Origin of the sequence: Candidatus Nitrosotalea sinensis (assembly GCF_900143675.1) — an archaeon.
GTDB lineage: Archaea > Thermoproteota > Nitrososphaeria > Nitrososphaerales > Nitrosopumilaceae > Nitrosotalea > Nitrosotalea sinensis.
In genome coordinates this window covers 125053-151584 of the sequence record NZ_FRFC01000004.1, presented here as the reverse complement: position 1 = coordinate 151584, position 26532 = coordinate 125053, and the positions used below count along the sequence as shown (strand labels likewise).

The 26532-nt window shown below is 36.4% G+C and carries 33 protein-coding genes and 2 tRNA genes; 14 read left to right on the top strand and 21 right to left on the bottom strand.

From position 1 onward, the window contains the following. Nucleotides 1-54 precede the first annotated feature (54 nt). From NSIN_RS06755 to NSIN_RS06720, 8 genes are all read right to left on the bottom strand, one after another. A complete protein-coding gene (locus NSIN_RS06755) occupies nt 55-474 on the bottom strand; it encodes a universal stress protein (protein ID WP_101010407.1) in 420 nt (139 codons plus the stop codon). Nucleotides 475-623: 149 nt separating this feature from the next. Continuing rightward, nucleotides 624-1370 carry a hypothetical protein gene (locus NSIN_RS06750; RefSeq protein WP_133124102.1) on the bottom strand — a complete coding sequence of 249 codons (747 nt, stop codon included), beginning with the start codon at nt 1368-1370 and terminating at the stop codon, nt 624-626. 248 nt (nt 1371-1618) lie between these two features. After that, nucleotides 1619-2077 carry a hypothetical protein gene (locus tag NSIN_RS06745; RefSeq protein ID WP_101010403.1) on the bottom strand — a complete coding sequence of 153 codons (459 nt, stop codon included), beginning with the start codon at nt 2075-2077 and terminating at the stop codon, nt 1619-1621. Nucleotides 2078-2163: 86 nt separating this feature from the next. After that, on the bottom strand, nt 2164-2907 hold the full coding sequence (locus NSIN_RS06740) for a hypothetical protein (protein ID WP_101010401.1): 744 nt from the start codon (nt 2905-2907) through the stop codon (nt 2164-2166). Between the two features lie 251 nt (nt 2908-3158). Continuing rightward, nucleotides 3159-3686: a hypothetical protein gene (locus NSIN_RS06735; RefSeq protein ID WP_101010399.1), complete on the bottom strand. Its 528-nt coding sequence runs from the start codon at nt 3684-3686 to the stop codon at nt 3159-3161. A 298-nt stretch (nt 3687-3984) separates the two neighbouring features. Beyond that, nucleotides 3985-4059, bottom strand: a tRNA-Val gene (locus tag NSIN_RS06730). Between the two features lie 55 nt (nt 4060-4114). Next, nucleotides 4115-4594 (bottom strand): zinc ribbon domain-containing protein, encoded by a 480-nt coding sequence (locus NSIN_RS06725; RefSeq protein WP_101010397.1) that lies wholly within the window; start codon nt 4592-4594, stop codon nt 4115-4117. A 176-nt stretch (nt 4595-4770) separates the two neighbouring features. Next, a complete protein-coding gene (locus tag NSIN_RS06720) occupies nt 4771-5208 on the bottom strand; it encodes a phosphoribosyltransferase (protein ID WP_101010395.1) in 438 nt (145 codons plus the stop codon). Between the two features lie 132 nt (nt 5209-5340). Here NSIN_RS06720 and NSIN_RS06715 point away from each other — a divergent pair, with 132 nt between their 5' ends. Next, nucleotides 5341-6588 carry an Nramp family divalent metal transporter gene (locus NSIN_RS06715; protein ID WP_165775276.1) on the top strand — a complete coding sequence of 416 codons (1248 nt, stop codon included), beginning with the start codon at nt 5341-5343 and terminating at the stop codon, nt 6586-6588. Nucleotides 6589-6596: 8 nt separating this feature from the next. Here NSIN_RS06715 and ilvA read toward each other — a convergent pair whose 3' ends face one another. Further along, nucleotides 6597-7805, bottom strand: a complete 1209-nt coding sequence (ilvA, locus tag NSIN_RS06710; RefSeq protein ID WP_101010601.1) for a threonine ammonia-lyase — start codon at nt 7803-7805, stop codon at nt 6597-6599. Between the two features lie 306 nt (nt 7806-8111). Continuing rightward, entirely contained in the window at nt 8112-8948 is an 837-nt protein-coding gene (locus NSIN_RS06705; RefSeq protein ID WP_101010391.1) for a hypothetical protein, read from the bottom strand. Between the two features lie 222 nt (nt 8949-9170). Between NSIN_RS06705 and NSIN_RS06700 the strand changes: the two genes are divergently transcribed. The 3 genes from NSIN_RS06700 (at nt 9171) to NSIN_RS06690 (ending at nt 11052) form a co-directional block, all read left to right on the top strand. Further along, nucleotides 9171-9962, top strand: coding sequence for an adenylate/guanylate cyclase domain-containing protein (locus NSIN_RS06700; protein WP_101010389.1), 792 nt, complete (start codon nt 9171-9173; stop codon nt 9960-9962). Between the two features lie 313 nt (nt 9963-10275). Further along, nucleotides 10276-10620, top strand: a complete 345-nt coding sequence (locus NSIN_RS06695) for a hypothetical protein (RefSeq protein ID WP_133124101.1) — start codon at nt 10276-10278, stop codon at nt 10618-10620. Nucleotides 10621-10659: 39 nt separating this feature from the next. Then, nucleotides 10660-11052: a hypothetical protein gene (locus tag NSIN_RS06690; protein ID WP_394340813.1), complete on the top strand. Its 393-nt coding sequence runs from the start codon at nt 10660-10662 to the stop codon at nt 11050-11052. Here the strand turns inward: NSIN_RS06690 and NSIN_RS06685 are convergent. The 5 genes from NSIN_RS06685 to NSIN_RS06665 form a co-directional block, all read right to left on the bottom strand. Beyond that, nucleotides 11049-11459 (bottom strand): VOC family protein, encoded by a 411-nt coding sequence (locus NSIN_RS06685; protein WP_101010383.1) that lies wholly within the window; start codon nt 11457-11459, stop codon nt 11049-11051. The two genes, NSIN_RS06690 and NSIN_RS06685, sit on opposite strands and share 4 nt — an antisense overlap. A 41-nt stretch (nt 11460-11500) precedes the next feature. Further along, complete coding sequence (locus NSIN_RS06680; RefSeq protein ID WP_101010381.1) at nt 11501-11719, bottom strand: Lrp/AsnC ligand binding domain-containing protein; 219 nt, start codon at nt 11717-11719, stop codon at nt 11501-11503. Then, nucleotides 11704-11952: a hypothetical protein gene (locus tag NSIN_RS06675; protein WP_101010379.1), complete on the bottom strand. Its 249-nt coding sequence runs from the start codon at nt 11950-11952 to the stop codon at nt 11704-11706. The genes NSIN_RS06680 and NSIN_RS06675 overlap by 16 nt, the downstream gene beginning before the upstream one ends. A 48-nt stretch (nt 11953-12000) precedes the next feature. Continuing rightward, on the bottom strand, nt 12001-12231 hold the full coding sequence (locus tag NSIN_RS06670) for a hypothetical protein (protein WP_101010377.1): 231 nt from the start codon (nt 12229-12231) through the stop codon (nt 12001-12003). A 124-nt stretch (nt 12232-12355) separates the two neighbouring features. Beyond that, entirely contained in the window at nt 12356-12703 is a 348-nt protein-coding gene (locus tag NSIN_RS06665) for a hypothetical protein (RefSeq protein ID WP_101010375.1), read from the bottom strand. Nucleotides 12704-12807: 104 nt separating this feature from the next. Here NSIN_RS06665 and NSIN_RS06660 point away from each other — a divergent pair, with 104 nt between their 5' ends. Beyond that, on the top strand, nt 12808-13173 hold the full coding sequence (locus NSIN_RS06660; RefSeq protein WP_101010373.1) for a hypothetical protein: 366 nt from the start codon (nt 12808-12810) through the stop codon (nt 13171-13173). A 69-nt stretch (nt 13174-13242) separates the two neighbouring features. Here the strand turns inward: NSIN_RS06660 and NSIN_RS06655 are convergent. Beyond that, a tRNA-Phe gene (locus tag NSIN_RS06655) sits at nt 13243-13316 on the bottom strand. A gap of 43 nt (nt 13317-13359) precedes the next feature. Further along, a complete protein-coding gene (locus tag NSIN_RS06650; protein WP_101010372.1) occupies nt 13360-13896 on the bottom strand; it encodes a cob(I)yrinic acid a,c-diamide adenosyltransferase in 537 nt (178 codons plus the stop codon). A 94-nt stretch (nt 13897-13990) separates the two neighbouring features. Here NSIN_RS06650 and NSIN_RS06645 point away from each other — a divergent pair, with 94 nt between their 5' ends. From NSIN_RS06645 to NSIN_RS06630, 4 genes are all read left to right on the top strand, one after another. Then, a complete protein-coding gene (locus NSIN_RS06645; RefSeq protein ID WP_101010370.1) occupies nt 13991-14521 on the top strand; it encodes an HD domain-containing protein in 531 nt (176 codons plus the stop codon). A 21-nt stretch (nt 14522-14542) separates the two neighbouring features. Further along, entirely contained in the window at nt 14543-14890 is a 348-nt protein-coding gene (locus NSIN_RS06640; RefSeq protein WP_245871934.1) for a hypothetical protein, read from the top strand. Nucleotides 14891-14964: 74 nt separating this feature from the next. Further along, a complete protein-coding gene (locus NSIN_RS06635) occupies nt 14965-16194 on the top strand; it encodes an ornithine cyclodeaminase (RefSeq protein WP_101010368.1) in 1230 nt (409 codons plus the stop codon). A gap of 84 nt (nt 16195-16278) precedes the next feature. After that, the gene (locus NSIN_RS06630; protein ID WP_101010367.1) at nt 16279-18132 is read left to right on the top strand and encodes a heavy metal translocating P-type ATPase; all 1854 of its coding nucleotides are present in this window, start codon (nt 16279-16281) and stop codon (nt 18130-18132) included. Between the two features lie 4 nt (nt 18133-18136). Here the strand turns inward: NSIN_RS06630 and NSIN_RS06625 are convergent, their stop codons facing one another. Then, nucleotides 18137-18781: a phosphoribosyltransferase gene (locus NSIN_RS06625; protein ID WP_101010365.1), complete on the bottom strand. Its 645-nt coding sequence runs from the start codon at nt 18779-18781 to the stop codon at nt 18137-18139. A gap of 149 nt (nt 18782-18930) precedes the next feature. Between NSIN_RS06625 and NSIN_RS06620 the strand changes: the two genes are divergently transcribed. Beyond that, entirely contained in the window at nt 18931-19317 is a 387-nt protein-coding gene (locus NSIN_RS06620; protein WP_165775275.1) for a universal stress protein, read from the top strand. 76 nt (nt 19318-19393) lie between these two features. Here NSIN_RS06620 and NSIN_RS06610 read toward each other — a convergent pair whose 3' ends face one another. After that, nucleotides 19394-20287 carry a DMT family transporter gene (locus tag NSIN_RS06610; RefSeq protein ID WP_101010361.1) on the bottom strand — a complete coding sequence of 298 codons (894 nt, stop codon included), beginning with the start codon at nt 20285-20287 and terminating at the stop codon, nt 19394-19396. 171 nt (nt 20288-20458) lie between these two features. Between NSIN_RS06610 and NSIN_RS06605 the strand changes: the two genes are divergently transcribed. After that, nucleotides 20459-21226, top strand: a complete 768-nt coding sequence (locus NSIN_RS06605) for an SDR family NAD(P)-dependent oxidoreductase (RefSeq protein ID WP_101010360.1) — start codon at nt 20459-20461, stop codon at nt 21224-21226. Nucleotides 21227-21251: 25 nt separating this feature from the next. Here NSIN_RS06605 and NSIN_RS06600 read toward each other — a convergent pair whose 3' ends face one another. Beyond that, nucleotides 21252-21629, bottom strand: coding sequence for a hypothetical protein (locus NSIN_RS06600; RefSeq protein ID WP_133124100.1), 378 nt, complete (start codon nt 21627-21629; stop codon nt 21252-21254). Between the two features lie 434 nt (nt 21630-22063). On the opposite strand from NSIN_RS06600, the gene NSIN_RS06595 reads away from it, so the two are divergent. The 3 genes from NSIN_RS06595 (at nt 22064) to htpX (ending at nt 24851) form a co-directional block, all read left to right on the top strand. Then, a complete protein-coding gene (locus NSIN_RS06595) occupies nt 22064-22588 on the top strand; it encodes a hypothetical protein (protein ID WP_101010354.1) in 525 nt (174 codons plus the stop codon). Nucleotides 22589-22678: 90 nt separating this feature from the next. Beyond that, nucleotides 22679-23848: a CBS domain-containing protein gene (locus NSIN_RS06590; RefSeq protein ID WP_101010352.1), complete on the top strand. Its 1170-nt coding sequence runs from the start codon at nt 22679-22681 to the stop codon at nt 23846-23848. Between the two features lie 94 nt (nt 23849-23942). Further along, nucleotides 23943-24851: a zinc metalloprotease HtpX gene (gene htpX, locus NSIN_RS06585; protein ID WP_101010350.1), complete on the top strand. Its 909-nt coding sequence runs from the start codon at nt 23943-23945 to the stop codon at nt 24849-24851. A 13-nt stretch (nt 24852-24864) separates the two neighbouring features. Here htpX and thsB read toward each other — a convergent pair whose 3' ends face one another. Next, entirely contained in the window at nt 24865-26502 is a 1638-nt protein-coding gene (gene thsB / locus NSIN_RS06580) for a thermosome subunit beta (RefSeq protein ID WP_101010348.1), read from the bottom strand. Nucleotides 26503-26532: the final 30 nt, after the last annotated feature.

Genomic DNA, 26532 nt, shown 5'->3' with positions numbered 1-26532 from the left:
AAGTTTGAGAATGTCCATGATTTCTTAACTATATATGATTCAAAATATTTCAAATCACTTTATCAGCATTACTGCAACCTTGGACTTGTGCATTACATAACTTGAAACACTACCAAGAAAGATCTTCTTAAGAGTGCTCAAGCCTCTGGCACCTATTACAATGACATCTATGTTGTGTGTATTGGAATACTCTACTATGGAATATCCTGGATCTCCTGTTAGTATTCTACTGTAAAATGGAACTGCATTTTTAACTGCAAGACTCTTTGCGAAAAGTATGAATTCCGGGGGAATGTCTTCTTCAAGTTTTTTTTGCTTGAGTTCTTTTTTGTGTGACGTGTGTACTACATGGATGACGGTGAGTGATGCTTCATGTTCTTTTGCAAGATGTATTCCAGTTTTTAAACCACGTATAGAATTTTTTGAACCGTCCAATGGTACCAAGATCTTTTTGATTTTTTGTCTCTCAGACATTACTTATCTCATGTAGGAGAAGTATTACTGGTTTGCTATTGTTTTAGTGGTGGATCGGGCCGAGTATGGGTCTGTGGAGTACATTTTTCGGTTCCATTATGTTTCATTGTTTTATACCTACTCTTTAAGTTGGCTTAAAAATCGCTTGATTAATTCCCTGCAGGATGAATTTGGAGACTAGTAGTCCATCCACGTTCTGCTAATACGATTGCAGTAGAGATTGTGACACAGGCAGGCTTGTCATCCTCGTGTTTTGTTATAAGAATAAAGTCTTTTTTACATTTTACATCTGATGATTTTACTCCAGACTTGATTTGTTTTAGAGGACTCTCCGGTAATTGACCTAATTGATTCACTAGATGGTCATTGTTACTGTTATTGCTATTTGAATTAGCATGTATAATTTTATGAATCATGTTAGAATATCCTATGATATTCATTTTGGGGGTGGACTGGGAAAAATTTGGGCAACTATATTTTGCAGTAAAAAATTCGTTAAAAATTACAGGACTGACTTCAGAGTCATTGAATCCTACTACCAGAGGCAAAAGTCCACACCAATATAAGGAAATAGCATAAACACCTTTGGTATCATCTTTTGCTGCTATTACATATGTAACTCCAACATTACTTTTGTTAGCAACAAGTAAACTTGGGACTGCATTTATACTCAAGCCGTTAGCAAAAGAATTAGGATAAGTCAAACCTGTAAGTATTTGTGGTCTCAGAGTATGGGTTTCGTTATTCAGTACTGGAAATGTGAAATTTACATAGATTTTGGCAGTTGAATTTTGTTTCATGAAAAGTACAGAGCCGCTATCTGCATATGATCCTGGTATGCATACAAGAATAATTGATGATAATACCATAATTATGTAAAAATATGGTCTACTCATATGTTATATGTACTGGATATCTACTTTAAAAATTTGGTGTAGATTTGTTCTAATCATCCAATTTAATACATTTTTTTACATCTAATTTCTCAAATGAGGGGTTTGATTTTCCGTTTATTTTTTTATATAAATTTAATTACATAGAAAATGATCAAATAACAATAAAAATTTACCATATGGAAATCCTGTTATTTTTATCTATCTAATAACAAAAAAGTAAAATTATAAAAATATGTGGTAGGTACTTACTATGTACCAAGACTATTTCTGTAGGTTTCTGTAAACGAGCTACTACTTTCTGCGCCATTGCTTATGTTTGGAGGGTTGGAACCATTCAAATTCATTTTATCTTCATTATACCATCCATTCACACCAAAGGATGAATCAATGGACTGAGTTCCACCATTATAATACATTGTAGTGCTACTAAATGTATCAGAGGTAAACGAAGGTAAAGTTGACATTGAACTCGTAGGACATGGATTTGCATTTGTATTGCACAGTCTCTCATCTATGAATGTACCATAATAAGGAGTAGAGGTTGTGAAAAAGCTCTGACCAGTAACAGTACATAGCTGAACCGGATTGGATGTGTTATCGGTTATCGATATGTCATATGAAGTGTTACTTCCACCATATGTATTTTCACCATATGTATTTTCACCATATACATCAGATGTGATAGAATCGCTGGGATTTATTGTCAATCCAGTACATTGTGTTAAACCTCCAGGGGAAGTAGTCAGAAATTCATACCAGAGATAATACGAATATTGATACCCTCCATTATAGGTTATATCCTCATCTGCTCCGGCTTGAGCCAGATTATTACTTCCTCCAAGGCTGTCTTCGATGCCGTCCCAGATAGTAGATCACAGGGCTGATATCCCAGATTTGTTTTGCAAGCATTAGTAGGATTTGACGGATAGGTAATACTAGGTAACGTGAATGTTGTAGTTGCTTCATACACCGGATATTTGGTTGTAGGACTACTCATGGCGTATGGTTCATAACCAGCCCAATTGTATGAATTAGTAGACGTTGAAGCACGCGATACTACTTGCTCTGTTACACTAATTATTTTTGTTAATGCTGGATCCTCTGTTACAACTATATTTTTCATTGAACCTTTAGTGTCATTGAAGGAATATACTATATTGGTAGTTTTCCATGTCAGATTACAACTCGTCTTGTCAAGAGACCATGTATTGAATATGCTATTGAATCTGTAACCGTGCCCTTGTATTTTTGTTTTAAAGTTATTAGAGTTCTCTGCCATCAATTTTGCTTTAGAGTTATCTAAAGAAGTAGCTTTGTCGTGTATTTCTTTTTTTGATATTGAACTACATGAGCCAGAAGGTAACTGACTTTGTGCATTAACACTAGGCAGTACAGTCATAGGAGATAAGAGCATCAATCCAATTATCACAGCACCTAAGATTATTGTTGCGGTTTTTATTTTATTTTGTTGTATTTTCATTTTATTTTCTCCTTTTGCTTTTTGTTTGTATGAAGTGACTTCGTCTTCATACCACACGATTTACTAGTCATGTCATGTATTTTACATGACATATCGTGGTTATGGTAAAGCATGTACGGTATACCAAAAAACTAGTTAATAAAATGGTAGGATTATTCTAGCTCAAAGTAGCTCATTATGATATCACGTATCTAACAATGTAATGATACCACCTACTAATTGTAAATAGAAAATGTTTGTTCTAGTTTTCCAACAATCGTCGCAATAATTTGATAATTAAAATAATATACAACAATCATTTTAACAAATTAACTAGAAAAAGAAAACGTAATCATTCTTTGAGTTGCTTGGATCTTCACAGGCACACGTAGTATTGTCTCACAAAATGATTTGACAAACTCTTTCATAAATACAGAATATTTCTCGTTAATGTCATGTTGGACAGAATATGAGTGAGTAGAACCATGAATCTCATGCTCGAATTTAAAGAATCTTCCAAACCAGACATCTAAGAACTTTATGGCAGTAGCCTTGGTCATATCGTGGTATAAAGACTGGACATATTCTATTGCATGGTTTGACCCCAATTTGTCTGCCTTTTTGGCTAGAATATTTTCATCTGCACTATCAAATACATTGCGAAGTATATCTAGTGGAACTGGGATGCATGCAAGTTTTTCAAAATTTTTCTTAAAAAAGTAGTCTTTTGTTACTTGATTTAATAGAGAATTTATTGATACACTTTTCTTTCTTGCTTCAGATTCCAATTCAAGATAAACTTCATTATCTATTCTAAATGAATACGGAATTGTTTTGTTGTTCTCTTTTGTAAGCAAGAATTCTTTACACCATATAATATCCCGGACATTCCTATTTAAGTGATCCTTATGATTGCTCTATAACACACATGTGCTCATAGAAAACATTTATGTCAAATATTAGCCAAATAGTTTATCAATTATATCATACAACCCGAAATAGTTACCGATGGAGAATAAGTATACTTACATTGCGAAATGAGACCTAAGATAGAATTCCAAGGGCAAGATGAAAGATCGTATTATGCACACAAGCGAGCTTGTAGATATGTTGCTTGATATGTATGAGAAGAAATTAAGAATTAAATAAAGAGAATGGATCGGGCCGGATTTGAACCAGCGACCCCCGCAGTGTGAGTGCGATATCCTAACCAGGCTAGACTACCGATCCGAATTTTCTTTCTAATATGGGATTATTTAGTTCTTGAATTATCTTCCTCGGTTTTTTACACTTTGTTGCCACAAGAGGTACAAAATTTTGCAGTGCTAGACAGTGTTTTTCCACATGAAACGCATTTCTTGTCTGTACTTGTTATGATCTGAGTCATTTCATCTCTTCCTGGAAGGCTTTTTGCATTGATAAATGATGCAATAGAATTTTGAGGCCCTGAGACTGGTTGACCCATGGTATTTCCAGATATCATACCCGGCACAGATTGTCTTCTGTGTGATGGATTGTTCATTCTGTTTAGTGCTTTTTTAATCTCAAACATGGCCTTTAGACCGAGAAATTCTAGGGCAGAATATTTGAATACTGCATCAATCATTGCGTTGTAATACTCTCTCTCAGAAATTCTACCTTCCTTGTATGCCTGCATCATCTCGGTAAATGTCTGAATATAAGGATCATATCCACGAAAGATGTATTGTAACTTGTCAAACATCAGGGCTAATGTATCAACATCATCTCCGCCAAAAGCAGACATGATATCTAGTGGATTTGGTCCATTACTTAATTTTTCTAGTGACTGTGCTGCTTAAAGCAGTTTCCACAAAACTCTTGTCCACATTTAGGACATGATATCAATTCTCCAGGTCTGTATCCTACAAAACATTTTGAGCATGCAAATGGATTCATGATGTTCTATTTGTCTTCTGGTACTTAATCTTTAGTCAAGTGAGCTCTTTCAAATTCAATCTTATCCCATGGGAAAACAACATATTCACATCCGCGTGTTTTCTTCCCATATACTAAATTTTCTGGATATGTGATGCCTTTTCTAGCAACAAGTGTTGCATACAAAAATTTTTTTGGGTGTTCTACTCTGGGAAATATTTTCCTAAATGTATTACCTGAATCATAAATGTCGTCAACAAACAAAGTCTTCTTGAAGATTTTCTTTCCATCTACTTGAATTACCTTTATGTTGAAATAATCAGCAACAAGTCTTGCAGGAACTAGTCCTCCACGCGATACTGTTGCAATTTTGTCAAACTCAAAACCTGTTTTTTCTATTTTTTTTACCAGTAATGATACGTGTTGTTCTATCTCTTTCCAAGTTAGGTAAGAGCTTCCCTTCCAGTCATTCTTTGTTGTCAATTGGACTTGGTTTATTTTGTATATTATTAATTATTTTGAAAAAATCCATAATTTAGATTGCACTAAATAATTTAGCCATAGCTAACTTTTATATGAAGAATAAACCATCATGTAAACTACCGCACAATGTCCTTGCCTAGTTCTAGATTCTCAAACCTTGTTCATTCCCTTAAAAGATTCATAGCGTATTCTGGACCTGCATTGATTGTCAGTATTGCGTACATTGATCCTGGGAATTATGGAACTGATCTTCAGGGAGGTTCAGCCTTTGGATATTCATTATTGTGGGTAGTGTGGCTCTCTAGCGCCATGGCAATGCTGGTTCAGTATCTATCGGGAAAGTTAGGAATTGCTACAGGCAAAAGTCTTGCTGAATTATTGCGAGAAAAATTAGGGAAAAAAATGTTTGTCATACCATATTGGTTGAGTACAGAAATAATGGCTGCTGCCACGGACTTGGCAGAATACCTTGGTACTGTAATTGCATTAAATCTCTTATTTGGAGTTCCAATGATTTATGCTGCAATATTTGGCGCAGTTGATGTAATTCTAATACTTGCACTCACATACAAAAAGTTCAGGGTTTTAGAACAAATCTTCTTGCTCTTTGTGTCTATCATTAGTTTTGGATACATCTACGAACTGTCTGTGGCACCTCCAAGTATAGAAGAGATACTCAGTGGCTCACTTTTGCCACACTTTGCTAATCCGAATGCATTGTTTGTATCAGTTGGAATAATTGGCGCCACTGTGATGCCACACGTTGTATTCTTACATTCTTTTTTGACAAAAGAAAAAGCAAACAACAAAACGGCTGAAGAAAAGAAAAGAATGCGCAGATTTCATCTTGCAGAAACCATATTTTTGCTCACCATTGCTGCGCTTGTAAATGCTGCAATATTGTTGATGGCCGCAGTAGCCTTTTATCCACATAATTCTCAAATTCAATCAATCTCGGAGGCATACAAGACTCTTGTACCGCTATTTGGAATATCTGCAGGAGTGGTATTTCTCATTACTTTACTCTCATCAGGTATTGCATCATCTGTTGCAGGAACATTGTCAGGTCAAATAATAATGGAAGGATTTCTAGGAAAAAAAATAAACGTCTGGTTACGAAGAATCATAACACGATTCATCAACGTAGTGCCTACAAGTCTAGCCATACTTTTTGGATTTGACCCGTTGCACATATTGGTGTATAGCCAGTTCATCTTAAGCATGTTAATCCCACTTGCAGTAATACCTGTCGTAATTTTGACTATGAATAAAAAAATAATGGGTGAATTTGCAAATAGAAAAATAACTACAATAGTATCCTGTATTTTTGTTGGAATAATCTTGTCATTTAACGTCCTATCACTTGTAGGCAGACAGTAAAACCATTTCTATGTGACTACCTTGAATTGGATGTTTTTCTTTTTAAGAAAACCAATCAATTGTTCCGCATGTTTTTGATCTTGAGTTTCAAGGCTCAATGTTACTCCTGCTGTTCCTGCAGGTATACTTGAGCTAAGTCTATCATGAATTACATCGACAATGTTTACGCTAAGTGAAGATATTTGGTCTACTACTTCTCTTAATGCCCCTGGTTTGTCAGTCAGGAGGACAAATATCTTTACCATTCTGCCCATCTCTGTGAGGCCTTTTGATACAATTTGTCCTAACAAGTACATGTCAATGTTTCCTCCAGATAGGATTGGAACCACCTTCTTTCCCTTTGCAGGTTTTTTGTCAAGAAGATATGCTAACGCAACTGCTCCTGCGGGTTCTACGACCATCTTTGATCTTTCCATCAAAAGAAACATTGCTTTTACGATTGTAGAATCGTCAACTAGCACAATATCGTCGATTAGTTCATTAATTATCTTAAATGTGGATTGACCAGGTGTTTTTACTGATATTCCATCTGCAATAGTTCTGTGTCCTGATACTGATTGCAATCTTCCTGCATCAAATGATTTTTTCATTGCTGGAAAACCAGTAGATTGTACTCCTACTACCTTTACCTTGGGTTTTTTGGTCTTGACTGCTTTTAAAATTCCTGCTGCAAGACCTCCGCCACCAATAGGAACATAAATTTCATCAACATCTGGAAGGTCTTCCATGATTTCAAGTCCTATTACTCCTTGAGCCGCAATTACTGTCTCATCATCAAATGCGTGAACTATTGTAGCACCAGTCTTTTGTGCAAGTTCTGCTGCTTTTGCTGAAGATTCGTCATAGACTGATCCTTCCAATATCACATTTGCTCCATAGGATCTTGTGGCAGAGACTTTGGCAGGAGAAGCATTGACAGGCATTACAATTGTACATGAAATTTTTTCCAAGGCTGATGCGTATGCAACTCCTTGAGCATGATTTCCTGCAGAAGCTGTAATGACCCCTTTTCGTTTTTCTTCTTTTGACAAACTCGCAATCTTTGCATAAGCTCCACGTACCTTAAACGAGCCAGTTTTTTGTAGACATTCTGATTTTAGATATATCTTTGAGCCTGTCATCATGCTAAATGAGTGTGAACTCTCAAGAGGAGTCCTACGGATAACATTGCGTTGAATTTTTTGTGATTTTAGTATGTCATCAAAAGTTACATTCATCAGATTTTTCATCCCGTCTTAGTATATTTGGGTTATTGATTGTGTTGAACCCAAAAAACAATCTATAATTTATAGAATTTATTGATATTCTAATGAGAAAATATGAAATTAATGCATTATTTACCAAAGTTTTAAGGGATCAAGAAAGGCCTAAATAATATTCTGAGAAAATTAGAGATCTAAGTCAAGAGTGTCATAACGTCTTTCTGTGGTGTCTACTCCCCAAACTGTGACACCATGAAAAATGGCCTTGACCTCTTGACTAATTGTATTATTTTGTAAAATCACTTTAATATAAACAATTTTTTAATTTTTTAAAATTTTTATGATATTATCCAAATGTGAAAGTAAATTTGTCTTTGTTTGCTCTGCAATTCTTGTCAGATTGATATTTCCCTCACGTATGTTGTTTTTTAGATATTCCAAATTGAAATTGCACAGACATCCTTCTTCGGCAGCGATCATTTTATTTTCATCAATTAAGACTGGCGTGGTGTGATATATCTCAATTAACATATTATCTAACTCTTTGAATAGTCTGTCTCTGTTTGATACGAGCCGGGTATGTTCTTGGTGTGAGACCTCTATTGATTTTACAATCTCCTGAGTCATGTCTTCTCGATTGAACAAAACTTCGAATAGTTTTTGTTCATCAAGGTCGGCATATCCTTCTTTTTGTAATTTTTCCTGTATTATCTTGTCATTTTCAGGTCCTACCTTGACCTGTAAATTAGATATCATGTCTGAAATATCTGCTAGTTCCTTTTGTATTTCTATTACCTTGTGATCAAGTTTGTAAAATAACAACGCATGGTACTGCAATGACATGTGTGCTGAAAGAAGATAGTTTCCTTCTTTTATCTCAAATTTAATAAATATGCGTCTAAGATCTTTTTCTACTGTAGATGATACCCCTTGGTTGTCCCAATCAGGTACACTTTTTAGAAGATTAGCAAAGAATTGTCGTATCAAAGCCGGATCAAATGACTCTTGATCTGTAACTGTTCCATCTCCGAGCATCACTTTTATGGATGCCTTTTTTGTCAAAGCGGTAACGTGTTCAAGAAATAAGGTACGAACAAGTTCTGCCTTTTCGCTCAACAATTTTACAAAAGGTTCTGGATTGCTTGATGGTATCTGCACATCAATTTTGTAGAATTTGCCACATAAAATCGGTATGCACTTTATATACTATTTACGCACAAATTTACCATGAGAAGGCAAAAAACCTCAAAATCATCGTTTAAGAAGATTATATGTTGGAACTGTAACGTGGAGATAATCCAATACTTTGATATAAAATACAAGGGAGAAAGAGGAGTATGTCCTGTGTGCGGAGCCAATTTCCCACTGGAATGATTCAAAATGAGCAATGAGAAAGAATCCAAGCCAGATGAAAAGACTACTATGAACATAGTTGACATGATGTTAGGAGGCGGTAAATCTGGCATTCTTGACACTGAAACTCTCATAAAAGAAACTCAGAAACGAGTATGGAGTTCGCTCAAAAAAGGATACGAGTATGATTATTCAGTAGATGAATCAGATTCATTTCTTCGAAAGCACGTTGCTCAAAAAATCCACATGCTTGTGATGTTTGTAGATCTTGTAGGCTCTACTGACATGGCATTACTTTTACCACCAGAGAAACTCGGAATTATAATCAGTTCATTTTCACAAGAGATGCGATCAGTGATACGTCATCATGGCGGTTATGTTCTCAAATATGTTGGAGATGCAGTAATTGGATATTTCATTGCAGAAGAAAGTCCTCTTGTGGTCTCAGATAGTGCGGTAAATTGTGCACGAACCATGATTGATGTCATAGAAAGAGGAATAAATCCAATACTGAGTGAGTATGATTATCCAGAACTTCGTGTAAAGATAGGCATGGATTTTGGAGAAAATGTAATTGTTCGATATGGCTCTGACCAAATAAAATCACATGTAGACATATTAGGTCCAGCTGTAAGTATCGCAGCAAAAATAACTGCACTTGCAAAACCCAATCAAATTTTAATTGGAGAAGACATTTATGAAAAACTTCATCCTTCACTAAAGAATCTCTTTGAACTTATGAGCTGGAATGATCATGTTTGGTCATATCAAGACAAGAAGACAGGTAAAGCGTACAGAGTTTACGCAATGCATACTTAGATTGTGAATTTACCAGGACATTCTACATGTTCATAATGATGATCTGTAAATTTTTGGTCAACAATATACATTACAATTTTGTATAAATCATTAGAATCTATATTTTTTTTACACTTTATACAATGCATTGATATTGTTTTTGACATTAAATTAAAGTCGATCCGGGCATTCTATAAGGATCGGAGATCGATAGAATTTGATAAAAAATGACTAGTACTTGACATGTCTCTATATCTAATGCCTGATTTTGTGAGTAAACATGAAATAGAGGAATGGGAAAAATTTCATTATGTGGCCTTATGATTTGAGAAGAATGATGGAAGTCTTTGGACAACCAATGGATATGATGAATTCTCCTTTTGCATTTCCAAGATTACCACCACGTGTAAACATACCATCAGGCCTATCAAGTGCAGGAAACGTGAAAAACCGCATAGTAAAAGATGCAGATATGATGACACAAAAACTTGCAGAGCATAACATAATGTTTCAGAGATATGCAGCAGGTCTTTTCAACATGACACCAAACATGTTCATGCCTGGGCATCCTATGCATTCAAGGATGCATGCAATTGATATGCTCAGCGAAGAAAATGAAAGGCTGAAAAGAGAAAATCTTACACTAAAAGCAGACCTTGGAAAAGAAAAGAAAAAGTAACTTCCAACTTTTATAAAGTAATGTGTTTTAATTATGACTGTGAACAAGACTCCAAATCAAAAATGGAACGAAAAGATTGCAAAGCATAGAAACCAATGTCAGAAAATAATGGAGTTATCAAAATCAATTAGGTATGTTGGATTGATAAATGAATATGGAAGAACTTTAACAGGTATAATAAGACCAGGCCTTTCTACATTTCTATCAAACGAACCTGCAAGAAATGAATTCTTTCTTGTTTCAACAATGCTTACTATGAGAAACAAGACAAGTTCTGCAATTGGAGATATGGACAGTGCGGTACTAAGACATGACAAAGTTACAGTTATCATATTTCAGAGAAAAGAAGGGATTTACTATATCTCAATTAACAAATCTGTAACACCAGATGCTGTAAACGAAATTATTGGAAAAATTAAAAAAATTATTTAGAGTGGGGCAAACCCATGAAAACCACGAGCTTGTTTTGCACCATCATCAAATGATGGCTCAAATAAGGAAATCATGTACTTGTCAGGATCTAATACTATGCAATTCTTTCCTGCCTTGTGAGATTCTACCTCTCTGTAAACAGTTACATTTTTTGACTTGAGTTCTTTTACAGCTGAATCCATGTCTCCGACTATCAGTCCTATTACAATCCCGTTCTCAATTGAAGTTCCTGTGTTGATTTGTTTACTGGCAGGATGGAGTATTACTGTGGCTCCCTCTTTTGCCAATTCTACCCAATTTCCATGTTTGTTTTTGATTGGCAGTCCAATTACTTCATGGTAAAACTTTGTGGATTTCTCAAGGTCTGAGACTGCAAGAATTACGCTCCCAAGATGTCTTATATTCATACACACAATATGCACTAGGAGCGTTAAAAGAGTGATGGTGATTACACTACTTGAACAAGAGTTTCAGTACGTTCTACACCTTTTATGCTCTGTATCTCAGTTGTAACATCTTTTATTTCTGACAAGTCTTTGACATCTATCAGGGCTACTGCATCAAATTGGCCACTTACTGCAAAGGAGCTATACACTGACTTGACCATTCTGAGTCTCGCGGCTATGAGTTTTTTTGGAGATTTTACCAGTACTACGGCTTTGACCAACCCATATCCACCTCCACTTCAATCAGAGTTTCTGTAGAAACAATCTCTTTTATCTTTTTAAAATCAATCACAATGTTGTTTATTTCATCAATTGTACCTTGTAACACTACGGCAATATCTGCTCTTCCTGTTACAACCATTATCTCTTTGACTATTTTTCTTGCTTTTTTGAGCGAAGATATTACAGGATCAACCTTTCCTGGCTTGACAGTAATTAAACAAAGGGCTCTCATAGAGCCAATATGGCATGATCACGGATAAGTCTTTTTGATCTGAAAAAACTAATCGTCACTTGCTTCTTGTGAACGTGCCTCTTCCAAGTATGCTTTTCTTGCTTCAAGCTCTGCTTCTTTATCAAGACCTGTGTCATCCTCTACAACAATTATTCCATCATCTTCTTGAATAATGTCTTCTTTGAGTTTTGTTTTCTCTTTTGGCTTGGCCTTGGTCTCCTTCTTTGGAGCCTCTTTTTTTGCAGGCTTTTTAGTCTCTTTTTTCTTATCCTTTGTCATAAGACGATTATCCAACAAGTAGTATCATCCTTTTAAACTTGTCTTATTATTGCAATAATGATCATTTGAGACATAAATAATGAAAAAAAGACGATTTTCGTACTAGTTAAATCGATTTGAACTGCTAGAGTGTTTTTATCTTTTCAATTATTGCGTGATGGTCAGATGTTGGTTCAGTTGACAGAATAAGTATTCCATCTTTTTGAAATATTGTCAACAGTTTTACTTTTCCTTTTGATTCTACAATCCAATCCGTATTTCCAAGCTTATCAGTAAACATCTTGTCCATCATTGCTTTGACTGAAACCTGATGGTGTGCTAATGCTGCCAGATCTTTGTCAAGCAAAGGAATTACCCCATCTTTTCTTGCAGTTGATACTAGTTCACCATTGACTATCTTGCCTGCAAATCTAATCTTTGGGTCAAGTGCCAATACTTTTTTTGCATAATTTGCAACCTCAGTTGAACTCATTTTGAATTACATTCATCTTAATGAGGCTATACTATATAAGATATTTTCAATCACGAAGCATCAGGATTAATTTTATTAATTGTATCATTTGATTTTAAATCAAATTGGAAAAAAATCAAAAATTTCTTGTATCCGTATTGTGTGCAATTAGTATAGTAGGAGCTTTTGGAATTCCCCTAGGAGATCCAAAATTTATAATACAAGCATTTTCGCTGGAATTTTCATTTATAGCGCTAGCAGCAATTTCATTTAAAAAATTCCGTTATGCATACATTCCAAACTTCATAATAGCACTAGTTGTAATTATTGGAAATACCGTCTCTCCAAAACACCTTGAAATAATGTCTACTTTTCATCCTTTTTACAACGCAATTGTGTTAATAGTTGGAGGATACATATTACAAGGATTGTTACTTGTTTCAAATGCGAGGTCATTACAAGAATACAAAAAAACCCGCGTTACACAATGATTCACGCTGCAATTTTTCACGTTTTTTAATAATTTGTGCACTCTTTTGAGGTATTTTTGAACTAGAAGGTGCCGCCGGCAAGACTTGAACATGCGACAGCTCGGTCTTCAGCCGAGTGCTCTCCCGGGCTGAGCTACGGCGGCACATCACAATCTCCAATTTTCGGGGAATTAAAGTGTGTCTTTCTTATTTCTTCCAAGCAATATCTGAAATTTCTTTTCTTTTATTTACGGTTCTAGCTAGTACGAAAAGAAGATCTGATAATCGATTCATGTAAACTAGACAATTGTTATTGATTTTCTCGTTTTCTGCCAAACTTACAATATTTGTTTCTGCTCTCCTGCATATTGCACGTGCAAGATGAATATGTGCTGCAACAGAGTCTCCCCCTGGAAGTATGAAATAAGTTATGGGAGATAATTTTTCTTCTAATCTATCAATTTCCTTTTCTAAAAACAATATTATTTCAGAAGTTATTCTATTTGATTTATTTTCCAGATTCGGATTTGCAAGATCAGCCCCTACTACAAAAAGATCATTTTGTATTTGCACTAGCAAATCCTGAATATCTTTTTCAGGACCTGTTGACAGAATTATACCGATTGATGCATTAAGCTCATCAACGGTTCCATATGATAAAATTCTAGGGCTTGATTTTTTTACACGTTTGTTTCCTATCAATCCAGTAGTACCATCATCGCCTGTTTTTGTGTATATTTTCATGTTATTACATATTGTAATTGTCATTTTAATCTTGTTTGAAATATTTTCAAGATAATACCGTCAAAGATTAAAACAGGCAAGATATTACACCATAATGTTGTTTGATTTTTTTTATCTTGTTGCTGAGCTCAAAAAAGTGCCTCGTAGCGGGTGGAAAAACAAGGTTGGAATAGAACATCCCGAATCTGTTGCAGATCACTCATATGGCACAGCTGTGATGGCAATGGTCTTGTCCGATTTACATAATTTCGATACTGAGAAAATTATCAAAATGGCGTTATTACATGACTTGGCAGAATCAATTACTGGCGATTTCATGCCGGGAGAAATATCAAAAGAAAATAAAAAAACAGTAGAAGATGACGCGATGAAAGAAATTCTCTCAAAAATTCCACGCGATGTCGCAAACCAATATTCAGAATTATGGAAAGAATATTCAGAATTACAAACAAAAGAATCTGTGTTGTTGCATGATGTAGATAAACTAGAAATGGCAATACAAGCTGTCAAATATTCCTCAGAGGGTTTTTCTAACGAAAAATTGCGTACATTTTTAGAATCGGCTAAAAATGAAATAAAATCTAAAGAAATTCACGACATATTAGATACGATATCATATAAATAACAAGAAACAGTTTTTTTGTATATGCAATATTTTGTTGCCCTGAAGATGGGAGAAAAGCGAGTCAAAGAAGCTCGTGAGTACCTAAACAAATTATGTAATGATCAAGCCATGCCAGCCTTAGCACTCCGGGACAATAAAACAAACATTTGGGAACCAGTAGGACAAGATAATCTTTATGCAGTCTTGAGTGATGCGGGAGGGTATGTTTTATCTGAGACCACCGGATTTATGGTCGTAATATGTGATAAAAACGGAATATCAAAAGCTCTGGTTCGAGGTCTTGATACTGAAAGAAAGGATGCAATTGTATCAAGACTAAAGGCAGACAATGTTCCGGAACATGTCGGTGATGTAGTACTCCCAGTATGAGAAATCACATTTTGTAAATACAAAATACGAGTCAACATCAAGGTTAAATTAGTACAGACATCACATTTTAGGAAATGACAAAAAAGTTTTCTCATGAGATAGAGGTTAGAGGTCATCTCATTGATTCCATGATACTTACTAAAATTTTTGATGTCATAATGGATCTTAAAGGAGAGTTTCAAGTACAAGAGTTCAAAGTTGGAAAACAGAAAAAAGATGAAAGTTATGCAAAACTTGCCATCCAGGGAAACTCGCAAGAACATCTGGACAAAATATTGGAAGCAGTATATCGTGAAGGGGCTACCTCAAAGATTCAGCAAGAAATTTCACTCAAACCTGCAGCAAAGAACATGGTTATGCCTGATGATTTTTACAGTACTACCAACAATCATACCGAGATCTTCTACAAAGGCAAGTGGATACGAGTAGAAAACATGATGATGGACAAGTGCATCGTTGTAAAAAACAATCGTGCATTTTGTACACCAATACGTGATATCAAAAAAGGAGACATGATAATAATTGGCGAAAAGGGAATTCGTGTAACTCCTCCAGAAAGACCAAGAGAAGGAGTAAATCTATTCCAGTTCATGAGTAGTGGAAGCTCAAGTGAAAGACCAACACAACACATTGCAAGAAAAGTTGCAGAAGATATTTACAAGATAAAAAAACAAGGTGGGAAGATTGTACTTGTTGGAGGCCCTGCAATTGTACACACTGGAGCATCGGATTCTGTTGCATCATTGATAAAAGCAGGGTACATCAATGCAATTCTTGCAGGAAATGCACTAGCAGTTCATGACATTGAATATTCTACACTTGGTACATCACTTGGAATGAATGTCCAGGATGGGACACTTGCAGTGCGAGGACATCGAAATCACATGCAAGCAATAAACTCAGTTTTCAAAGCAGGATCAATTCTCAACATGGTCAAAAACAAGACATTGACCAAAGGCATAATGTATGAATGTGTAAAAAATAAAGTTCCGTTTGTATTGGCAGGTTCACTTCGAGATGATGGACCATTACCTGATGTTATTACAGACATGACAGTGGCTCAACGCAGGTACAAGGAGATTGTAAAAGATGCAAAACTTGTCATTATGGTTTCCACAATGCTTCATTCAATTGCAACTGGAAATATGCTTCCAGCAGATGTCAAAGTAATTGTAGTGGACATTAGCCAGCCAACTGTTACAAAACTTATGGACAGGGGTACATGGCAAGCATTAGGAATAGTTACAGATGTGGGTGCATTCCTGCCTCTTGTCACACAAGAGATTCAAAAATTAGCAAAATAGTATTAGAATACTTTGTAAACCCGTTGTTATCACGCATGGTACCAATAGAGTAGTTTTAATTTTTGAATCTCTTTAAAGTTACAAATGACAATTAGTAAATTTCAGAAAGTAACTTGGTTCACAAGGCATTATCCTGTCCCAGTCTTATCCTTAATTGGACTTGTGGTAGGAATAGTTCTGTATGTAATACATGACGACCAGTATGGAAAAATTGCGTGGATGATAACATTGATTGGGGGTGGAATCCCTGTTATCTGGCAGACAATACGGGAGATTTTACACAAACATTTTGTTTCAGACATAGTAGCAATGCTTGCAATCATTGTATCAGTTATACTCAACGATGCTTTTCCCGGAGTCATAATTGTCTTGATGCAATCAGGCGGCAAGGCATTGGAAGATTATGCGTATAGAAGAGCATCATCCTCACTTGACAATTTATTATCTCGAGCCCCAAGGGTTGCACATAAGAAAATTGATCACACCATAAAAGAGATTCCCGTGTCTGAGATAAACACAGGAGATCTTTTGGTAATCAAACCTGGAGATTTGATTCCAGTAGACGGAGAGATAACAAGCAAGCATGCTAGAATTGATGAATCTTCGCTTACTGGTGAACCACTACCAAAAACAAAATTAAATGGAGATCCTGTGTTTAGTGGAACAATAAACATCGGAGATGCATTTGACATCAGGGCAACAAGAAAAAGTGAGGAAAGTCAATATTCAAAAATTGTAGAACTTGTAAAAAAAGCCCAGCAGGAAAAAGCCCCGATTCAAAGACTTGCAGACAAGTATGCAGTATGGTTTACCCCACTTACGCTTGCAATAAGTGGAATAGGATGGCTTGTCACAAATAATTTTGAGACAATATTGTCTGTTCTTGTTGTGGCAACACCATGTTCTCTCATCTTTGCCACCCCTGTTGCAGTAATCAGTGGAATAAACAGAGCTGCAAAATCAGGAATTATAATAAAAACAGGTGCTGCAATAGAGCAAGCTGCTAGAACTCAGGTTGCAGTCTTTGATAAAACTGGAACTATCACTCATGGCACGCCTGTAGTTGAAAAAATAATATCTTTTGATGGAATTTCAAGCGAAGATATCCTCTTAAAGACCGCAAGTCTTGAACAACTCTCTTCTCATCCAATAGCTTCCATGATTGTCCAAAAGGGAAAAGAAAAATTTCAAAAACTGCTAGAGCCAGAGAGTTTTCGAGAAATAGCAGGAGCAGGAGTAGAAGGAAGAATTGGTTCAGATTACATCCTGGTTGGAGCTCCCAGCATATTTGAAAATACAGGAATAGATATTTTGAGTAATGGGGTACTGACAGATACTGTAAAACCAGAAGGACGCATGGTTGCATTTGTAGCAATAAATGGAAAGTTGTCGGGTGCAATAGTATTTGGAGATGAGATACGACCTGATGCAAAATCCATGATAAAAAAACTTGAATCAATTGGAATCAAAAAAACAATCTTGTTGACAGGTGATGCTACAAGTAATGCCAAAAACATTTCAGAACAAGCAGGGATTTCTCATTATGAAGCAGAATTAGTACCTGAAGAGAAGGTGATTGCAATAAAGAAACTACGTCAAGAGTTTGAAAATGTAACTATGGTTGGAGATGGAATTAATGATGCACCGGCACTGGCTGCATCAACAGTTGGAATAGCAATGGGAGCAAAAGGAACTGCAATATCTGCAGAGGCGGCAGACATAGTTTTGCTTGTAGACAAGGTTTCCAAAGTTGTAGATGTGATAGAAATAGGAAAAAGGACTATTTCTGTTGCAAAACAAAGTATCATAGTTGGTCTTGGATGCAGTTTCTTGTTCATGGGTATTGCCATGTTTGGTCATCTTCCACCTGCAATAGGCGCAATGATACAAGAAGCACTAGATGTCAGCGTCATCTTGAATGCATTACGAGCAAGATGATTTTTCATTTCATGTTTTTGTGATGCCCATAGCTACGCATTATCTCAACAACTTGACTATCCTCTACTTGATCAAACGAATCATAAAACTCTCCCACTGCACCAAATATTACCGGCTCATGTAGTACTACAACTTCTGCTACTTGACGTAATTTTTCAACAGTATCCCTAGGCCCAACAGGTATAGCAATTATGATTCTTTTTGGATTTTGCTTTTTTATCCATCCAAGTGTTGCAAATACTGTGGCACCTGTTGCAATACCATCATCTACAACTACGACAGTTTTGTTTTTTAGATCATAGTCAAGCCTTCCTCGAAATTTTGTCAACCTTCTTTTGATTTCTTGGAGTTGTTCCGCAATTTGCTCATCAATGTAATCCTGCGTAACTCCTAGTGAATTTATCAGATCAGAGTTTGGAAAAAAACTCCCATCATGCATGACTGCACCTATAGCAAGCTCTGGATTGTATGGTGATCCAATTTTTCGTGATACTACAATATCCAATTGCAATCCAAACGTCTTTGCGATTACATCCCCCGTTACAACACCTCCTCTAGGAACTGCCAAGATTACAGGATCTTCGTTTTGTATCCCTTCCAGATTCTTTGCAAGTCGTTGTGCCGCATCTACTCTATCTCTGAATTTCATTTTGATCCACTAACATTCAAGTATAAAATATTTGAAGCATCACTCAGATTATCAGACATGGTAATTGTCTATCGTAAAACAAATATCTAGATTATCATCTGTGACAATCAATCATAAAATTTAATTTTGAAAGTTGTCAAACTATGATGATGAATAGAAAATACAAGAATATCTTGGTGCCATATGATGGTTCCAAACATTCTCAGAAAGCATTAGGGATGGCAGTGGACATTGGAAGTATGTTTGGCTCCACATTATATGTGGTAAATGTGGCAGATTTGAGTACTGTGAGTCCTCCTGGTTGGAATCTCTCACAGGGAACCAGAAAAACTATTTCCCAGATAACAAAATCTGTAAAAAATACATCAGAACTGCAATTAAAAAAGATACATGAAAAATATCGAGATTCAGGAGTATCTATGAAAGAATTTGTTTTAGAGGGAAATACTGTTGACAAATTATTGAAATTTGCACAAGATAAAGAAATCGACTTTATAATAATTGGAAGCAGGGCCTATCTGGAATCTCAAAAATAATGACACTGGGAAGTACAAGTAGAAAGATTTCAGAGATGGCAAAATGTCCTGTAACGATTGTGCATTAGTACAAAGATCATGGCGGAGTTAGACTGGTATCTGCTTGCCCTTTTCTGTTTATGAGATAAATTCCAACAATCATGACACAGATTGCAGATATCTGAAATTCACTTATCTTTTCATGCAAAAATAAAATTGCAAAAATCAATCCAAATACTGATGATGTTGCAAAGATCACTATTGTTTTGACAACTCCTATTATGTGAAGTGATTTCAAAAATAAGAACAATGATAATGCAAATCCAACTATTCCTAACAAGAGTATGAATGGTATGTCACCTGAAGGAATCAAGATAGGAATATTTGCAGCAAATACAATAATGAGTAAAATTAGACCACCTATGCCTGACTTGAATTGGGCTATCTTCAATACATCAACTTTTTTTGTAATTATTTTGCTGACATTGTTATCAATTGCCCAAAAAAGAGACGAGCCAATGACCATCAAACTTCCAATATCCAGATTTATAATGCCTGTTAATTCCGGAGTACTTGTAACGACTGTCGCTCCTACAGTTACCATTGCAAGTCCAATGTAACCAACACGGTTGATTTTTTCTTTGAAAAACAATATTGCAATTATTACTGTAAATACAATCTCAACATTTGATAAAACAGCAGTATTTGATGCAGATGTAAGGCGAAGCCCACTAAAAAACAAAAGCGGCGCAATTACTGCCCCTGCCATGGCAATTAGTATTATTTTCAAGAGATCCTTTCTTTGAAGGGTTGTTTTCTTGGTAACAGTGGCAGGTGTAAGTGCTATTGCTGAGACAAGATATACTATGCAGGTCAGGACAAGAGGATTCATGGCATCCAAGGTAGGCTTTGCAAGAGTAGTTACCGAACCAAAACACAGTGCAGAAAGCACTGCTGCAAAATATCCAAAACCACGCGATTTGAAATTCAATATTGCAAATCAAGACAATTTGTTATGAAAGTGTTATGAAGGATCATATCCTTGCAGTACAAGATAGTGTCTACAACCTGGATGTATTTTTAACTTGTATGCATATTTCCCAGCCACGATAAGAACCTGAGAACTTAATTATTCATATAGTATGGTATTGAATATACTTCCATGAAACTAAAAGACAAAATTGCAATTGTCACAGGTGCATCAAGTGACATCGGATTGGAAATATCAAAAAAGTTTGTGGAAGAAGGTGCAAACGTAGTATTACTTGGGAGAGACCTACCCAAGTTAGAAAAAGCCAGGAAAACTATCAAAGATTATGCTACAAAAACAGTTGCACTTGCGTGTGACATAACAAAAGAACCGCAAGTTATTCAAACGGTAAATCAGATAATGGATCATTATGGAAGAATAGACATTCTAGTAAACAATGCAGGAATAATTACAGACCCAATACATTTTCACGAAATGACTGACGATGATTGCAATTTATTGGTAGACACCAACTTGTTTGGTACATTCAGAATCACAAAGTCAGTTCTAGTGAAAATGCTTGAAAACAAAAATGGTGGTTCAATAATTAACATTGGCTCAATATCTGCAGAAAGAGCAATACCGAAGGTGCATCTGACAGTATATTGCACCACAAAAGCAGCCATAAACATGTTCACGAAGGGCTTGGCAGTAGAATATGCACGAAGAAACATCAGATGCAATTGTGTCAATCCGGGAATAGTAAATGCAGGAATGATAAAATCATACCTAGACTATCCTGAGGCAAGAAAAGTATTGGAAGATAGACAACCTTTGAATAAAATTGGGGAACCGACAGATGTAGCAAACGCTGTGACGTATCTGGCATCTGATGACGCCAAGTGGATTTCAGGTGTGATACTCAACGTAGACGGCGGAAAATCAGCTTCAGAAGGATAGTTTTTTCTAAAAAACTTCTGGAAATTTATTCTATTCTCTTGTATATTGCCTTGAAATCTTCTGCAAGTCTATATGCAATGTTTTCAAGATGAGTTACTTCAGTCATGTTGGTCTTGCCAAGACCAATTTGTCTCATCATGGTATTACATTTGTGTACCTGCATATGATCAGCACTATTGTCTTTGCTTGACCATGCTTTGAAACAATCGCTAAAATCAAGACAGAAATTTAGTATGATTAATTCCCATCCTTTGTTTGATGTAGGATATCCTATCCCATTAGCCAATTCGCGAAATTCGTTACTCTTGTCAGTAAATAGCATCTTTAGAGATTTTTCTGCCTTTTTTGAATCATAGTTATCAAGTGCATTTGAGCCTTGCATGTTAAGCCATCTGGGAACCATTCTATTTTAAGCTCACCTTTACCAAATGTCGCTGTCAGTGTAGCACACTACAATGTGACAAGCAAAATAAAGAAAAGAACAATATCAAAAAAGATAATCCCAAAAAATACGACGTCGGAGAAAAACAGAAAAAACAGTGAGAGATTCACATGGCAACTTTCATGTATCCATCAAGAATGTGAGAAGATTGCAAAATGTCATTTCAACATTGTGTCAGAAATCTTGTATGATAACCAGGATCAGTCTTAAATAATTTGTACACGTATTGTATATTGGACGGAAACGCGGGGTATTGACCCAACGTGACGTACAGAGGTATGGCAGGTAAAAACACGTTTCCGTCTCTTCTAGTTTAATCAGTGTGGAAAAAATCTCAGATGGGATCAATGTTATGAATCGAGAATCTTAAATAATCACAAATCAAGTCCTAGGTGTTGCAAATCAGATCACTTGTATTATTACTAGTCATAGGTGCCATGTTTACGTCATATCCAGCATTTGGTCAGACAAGTCCTATAACAGTACAAACAGACAAGTCGTCATATGCAGATGGTGATACCATGATAATTTCAGGAAAGGTAACCGACCAATTGAATATACCAATATCAATAGTGATAAAAAATGGACAGACACCTGTTTACATTGCACAAGCAGATGTTGATCCTAGCACATACTCGTATTCAGTTCAAGCTGTTGCAGGTGGAAACTTGTGGAAAAGTGCTGGAACATATGAGATTGATGTCACCTACGGAGGACCTGATAAAACAGCAAAGACAACATTCCAATATACTGGTACAACACAAACTATCCCTCCAACAAACAATGCTACATCTTCTCAAGGCCAAACAGTTCCTGCAATCCCGGAGTTTGGCCCACTTGCTGCTATGATATTTGCAATATCAATTATGGCCACCCTGATATTTTATGTAAAAGCAGGCCATTCTTTTAGGATCCAATAACAATATAATCAAGTAATTATCACGAACAAAAACCAAGTGGTTTGTTTTTATACGCCATCATTCTGTCACAATTGAGGACAAGATAACAAAATGAGCTCACCCCAAGTAATATACCAACATCTCAAAGATGTAAGAGAATTAAAAGTAGCAAAAATAATGAAAAAGCCAACAATCCTTGATTCATCTTTTGTAGCATCAAAGACAATCGGAGTGCTGGTAAATTCTGATTCTTATGACGCATTTTGTATGGAAGGAAAAGACGTCTTGACAATTAGTGCACGAGAACTATTAGGCGTCAAAGACATTGAAAGTACAAAGATAAGATCATTACTACGAAAGATTCAGCCACTTTCTAAAAATGATACGATAGAAAAAGCAGCTGCGATATTGTCTCATTATAGAATGCGTTCTGTCCCAGTAGTTGAAAGAGATGAAATTGTTGGCATAGTAAATGGCAAAGACATTGTAGAATTATTACACAAGCAGGATTTGAAATGGATATCAGCAAATACAATACTTACTGCAGACCCAATCACGGCAAACAGCAGTGATTCTATTGCAACTGCACGAAAGATAATGACAACAAAAAGAATTGATCATTTACCAATAGTAAAAAATGGCAAAGTTACCCAAGTCTTGACATCAATGCATTTATTGCAAGTGATAAAACCTGGCGAAAGACTCGGTTCAGGACTCCGAGGTTTGAATCTAAAAAAGAAATACCAGACACAGATTGGAAATATCGGCAGCACACGAATTCCAAACTTGAATACCAATGCTCCACTTAGTTCAGTCATAGAATCAATGCTCAAAAATGACACATCATGTTGTTTGTTGTCATTGTGGGGGAATATACATGGAATAATAACATACAAGGACATCATCAACATACTAGAGTCCAAGATACCAAGTGAAGTTCCACTTTACATAGTAGGACTGCCAGAAGATTATGACAGCTCTGAGATTGTCAAAACAAAGTTTGACAAGATAATTCGAAATCTCTCAAAGGTCTATCCAGAAGTAGAACAAGCAAAAGCATCAATCAAGACAATTCACAATCCTTCAACTAACAGACCACATTACCAAGTAGCAGTCAGAATAGCAAGCCCATACAGGACTTACAACTATACAGAAAGTGGATGGGATCTCTCAAAGATTTTCGACGCAATTGGAAGCAAAGTGGTAAGAAACCTATCCCAGAGAAGCAAGAAACGCTGGAAGACTACTATTAGAAAAGTAGACAAGAAAGATATCTTCTAGACCTTCATATCTTTTGATTTGAAAAAATCTTATCGTAAGATCTAATTGGATCTTCTCAAGTTTTAAATTAAGAATCAGCATATAGTATCAGAGAATGCAACGCGACCTTCAGCTAACTTTGAGAATGGCAATTAGCTTTTTTGCTCTAACTATCATCTATTTGGCATTTTTGAGTTTTATTTCCATGTATTTCGGGCTAGGCATAGTTCCAATTTCAATAATTGCAGGATTGATGATTGGTGCACAATGGTTCTTCTCTGACAGATTGGTACTATGGAGTACTGGAACCAAGATTGTGTCAAAAGAAGAGTATCCAATATTGCATCAAATAATTGAAGATCTGGCACAAAAGGCAAAGATTCCAAAGCCAAGAGTAGGTGTCATGACAAGTGACGTACCAAACGCATTTGCCACAGGCAAGGGTCCAAAAAGTTCCGTAGTGGTTGCAAGTACAGGAATAATGAAGATACTGACAAAAGATGAGCTAGAGGGTGTGTTGTCGCATGAATTGACGCATATTAGAAACCGAGATGTAACAATCATAACTTTGGCCAGCCTATTTTCAACAATAGCATGGTATCTTATGCAATCTTCCATGTTTAGCTCCATGTGGGGAGGCTATGGATATGGTGGAAGGCAGCAACAAAATGGAAATATGTTTATCGTACTAATTGTAGCTGGAATTGTTTGGTTCCTGAGTTTTCTCATCATACGAGCCATCTCTCGATACAGAGAATTTGCGGCAGACCGTGGAGGTGCATACTTGACAGGAAAACCAATGAATCTATCCCGCGCATTAATGAAGATAAGCGGAGAAATAAAGACTGCTCCAGTACAACAACTTCAAAAAGTAGAGGGAATGAATGCGTTTTTCATCATACCTGCAGTATCAGGTCAGAGCATAGCACAACTTTTCTCTACACATCCACCAGTTACGGAACGTGTAAAGCGTTTGATGAGAATAGAACAAGAGTTGCGCAACTCTGACAATCTTGGAATTTAGTTTAGAAAAACAATTACCCCATTTCTGGACCTTGAGGCATGCCAGGCGGTGTTGATGGTCCTTTTGATGATGCTACGACATTGTCAATTCGCAGTATCATGTTGGCAGTCTCTGTTGCAGATTTTATGACTTGTTCTTTTACTTTGGAAGGCTCGATAATCTGTAATTTTTCAATATTTCCTACTTGCCCGTTTATTGTATCAATTCCGGCCCATTTTTCACCAGAGTTTTGTCTTGAGCGCAATTGAGTTATTGCATCAATTGGATTCATGCCTGCATTTCTTGCAAGTGCCAAGGGTATTGATTCTAGTGCCTCTGCAAATTTTTCTACTGCAAGCTGTTCCCTACCGGACAAGGTCTGAGCCCAAAGTCTGAGATTGTGTGAAACAAATGCCTCAGGTGAGCCCCCTCCATACACAATAAGCGGTTTTTCAATTACGTCTTTTACAACCATCAATGCGTCATGCAACGACCTATCTACCTCATCGATTACCCTCTGAGATCCTCCCCGTATCAATAATGTGACAGCTTTTGGATTCTTGCATCCTTCAATGAACACCCAGTTGTCATTTTCAATTGTTTTTTCTTCAACTGTTGCAGATTCGCCCAAATCTTTCCCAGTCAAATCATTTACGCTGCCTACTATTCTTCCGCCTGTTGCTTTTGCAAGCTTGGACATGTCGCTTTCTTTTATTCTCCTTACTGCAAGTATGCCAGCCTTTGACAGGTGGTGCTGAGCAATATCATCAATTCCTTTTTGACAGAGAAGTACATTTGCCCCGGATGATTTTATTTTCTCCACCATTCCTCGAAGAATGCTATCTTCTTCTTCCATGAAGGACTTGATTTGATCAGGACTTGAGATGTTTATCTTGGCTTCAAATTCTGTCTTTTCAATTTCAAGTGGTGCAGTAACTAGGGCAATTCTTGCATTCTCAATTTTTCTTGGCATTCCGCTGTGCACAATTTCCTTGTCTAAAACTATACCTGATATCAGGGTGCTATCAAGTACAGAACCTCCGGTCTTTTTTTCAATTTTTATGTTGTTCAAATCAACATTGTTCCCAGATGCTTTCTGTGTGACAACTGACAAGGCTGCATCTACTACAAGTTTTGCAAGATCTGCTGCTTCTACTGATATCAATTTGGTCTGCATTGTAGTTATTGCAATTTTTTCAAGAATGTCCCTGTTTTTTGGTTCGACTTTTTGTGAAATCTCTCCAAGCAGTGAGATTGCCCTCATAGCGGCTTTTTTGTAACCGTCTGCAATTATTACCGGATGAATGTCATTATCGATAAGACTTTCTGCCTTTTCAAGCAGCGCTCCTGCCAAGACTACGGCAGATGTTGTGCCGTCTCCAACCTCGCTGTCAGTTGCTTTGGCAACCTCTACCATCATCTTTGCTGCAGGATGCTGGACATCAATCTCTTTTAGGATAGTTGCGCCATCATTTGTTATTGTAATATCTCCAACAGAATCTACTAGCATTTTATCCATCCCGCGTGGGCCCAGGCTTGTACTAACAATCTCTGCAATTAGTTTTGCAGCTGCGATGTTGCTTCGCTGTGCATCTCTTCCGCGGGCTTGCTTTGAGCCCTCTTTTAGCACTATAACCGGGATGCCTTCAGAGGTTGTTTGGACTGATGCCATAATAGAACCATGATATTTTTTAATTTTATA

Excerpts from the sequence above, each read along its gene's own strand:
- NSIN_RS06755 (WP_101010407.1), bottom strand. The coding sequence starts at position 474 with ATGTCTGAGAGACAAAAAATCAAAAAGATCTTGGTACCATTGGACGGT.
- NSIN_RS06750 (WP_133124102.1), bottom strand. The coding sequence starts at position 1,370 with ATGAGTAGACCATATTTTTACATAATTATGGTATTATCATCAATTATT.
- NSIN_RS06725 (WP_101010397.1), bottom strand. The coding sequence starts at position 4,594 with ATGTCTGCTTTTGGCGGAGATGATGTTGATACATTAGCCCTGATGTTT.
- ilvA (WP_101010601.1), bottom strand. The coding sequence starts at position 7,805 with ATGAATGTAACTTTTGATGACATACTAAAATCACAAAAAATTCAACGC.
- NSIN_RS06700 (WP_101010389.1), top strand. The coding sequence starts at position 9,171 with ATGAGCAATGAGAAAGAATCCAAGCCAGATGAAAAGACTACTATGAAC.
- NSIN_RS06695 (WP_133124101.1), top strand. The coding sequence starts at position 10,276 with ATGATGGAAGTCTTTGGACAACCAATGGATATGATGAATTCTCCTTTT.
- NSIN_RS06685 (WP_101010383.1), bottom strand. The coding sequence starts at position 11,459 with ATGAATATAAGACATCTTGGGAGCGTAATTCTTGCAGTCTCAGACCTT.
- NSIN_RS06675 (WP_101010379.1), bottom strand. The coding sequence starts at position 11,952 with ATGAGAGCCCTTTGTTTAATTACTGTCAAGCCAGGAAAGGTTGATCCT.
- NSIN_RS06670 (WP_101010377.1), bottom strand. The coding sequence starts at position 12,231 with ATGACAAAGGATAAGAAAAAAGAGACTAAAAAGCCTGCAAAAAAAGAG.
- NSIN_RS06665 (WP_101010375.1), bottom strand. The coding sequence starts at position 12,703 with ATGAGTTCAACTGAGGTTGCAAATTATGCAAAAAAAGTATTGGCACTT.
- NSIN_RS06650 (WP_101010372.1), bottom strand. The coding sequence starts at position 13,896 with ATGAAAATATACACAAAAACAGGCGATGATGGTACTACTGGATTGATA.
- NSIN_RS06645 (WP_101010370.1), top strand. The coding sequence starts at position 13,991 with ATGTTGTTTGATTTTTTTTATCTTGTTGCTGAGCTCAAAAAAGTGCCT.
- NSIN_RS06640 (WP_245871934.1), top strand. The coding sequence starts at position 14,543 with ATGCAATATTTTGTTGCCCTGAAGATGGGAGAAAAGCGAGTCAAAGAA.
- NSIN_RS06635 (WP_101010368.1), top strand. The coding sequence starts at position 14,965 with ATGACAAAAAAGTTTTCTCATGAGATAGAGGTTAGAGGTCATCTCATT.
- NSIN_RS06630 (WP_101010367.1), top strand. The coding sequence starts at position 16,279 with ATGACAATTAGTAAATTTCAGAAAGTAACTTGGTTCACAAGGCATTAT.
- NSIN_RS06625 (WP_101010365.1), bottom strand. The coding sequence starts at position 18,781 with ATGAAATTCAGAGATAGAGTAGATGCGGCACAACGACTTGCAAAGAAT.
- NSIN_RS06620 (WP_165775275.1), top strand. The coding sequence starts at position 18,931 with ATGAATAGAAAATACAAGAATATCTTGGTGCCATATGATGGTTCCAAA.
- NSIN_RS06605 (WP_101010360.1), top strand. The coding sequence starts at position 20,459 with ATGAAACTAAAAGACAAAATTGCAATTGTCACAGGTGCATCAAGTGAC.
- NSIN_RS06600 (WP_133124100.1), bottom strand. The coding sequence starts at position 21,629 with ATGGTTCCCAGATGGCTTAACATGCAAGGCTCAAATGCACTTGATAAC.
- NSIN_RS06590 (WP_101010352.1), top strand. The coding sequence starts at position 22,679 with ATGAGCTCACCCCAAGTAATATACCAACATCTCAAAGATGTAAGAGAA.
- htpX (WP_101010350.1), top strand. The coding sequence starts at position 23,943 with ATGCAACGCGACCTTCAGCTAACTTTGAGAATGGCAATTAGCTTTTTT.
- thsB (WP_101010348.1), bottom strand. The coding sequence starts at position 26,502 with ATGGCATCAGTCCAAACAACCTCTGAAGGCATCCCGGTTATAGTGCTA.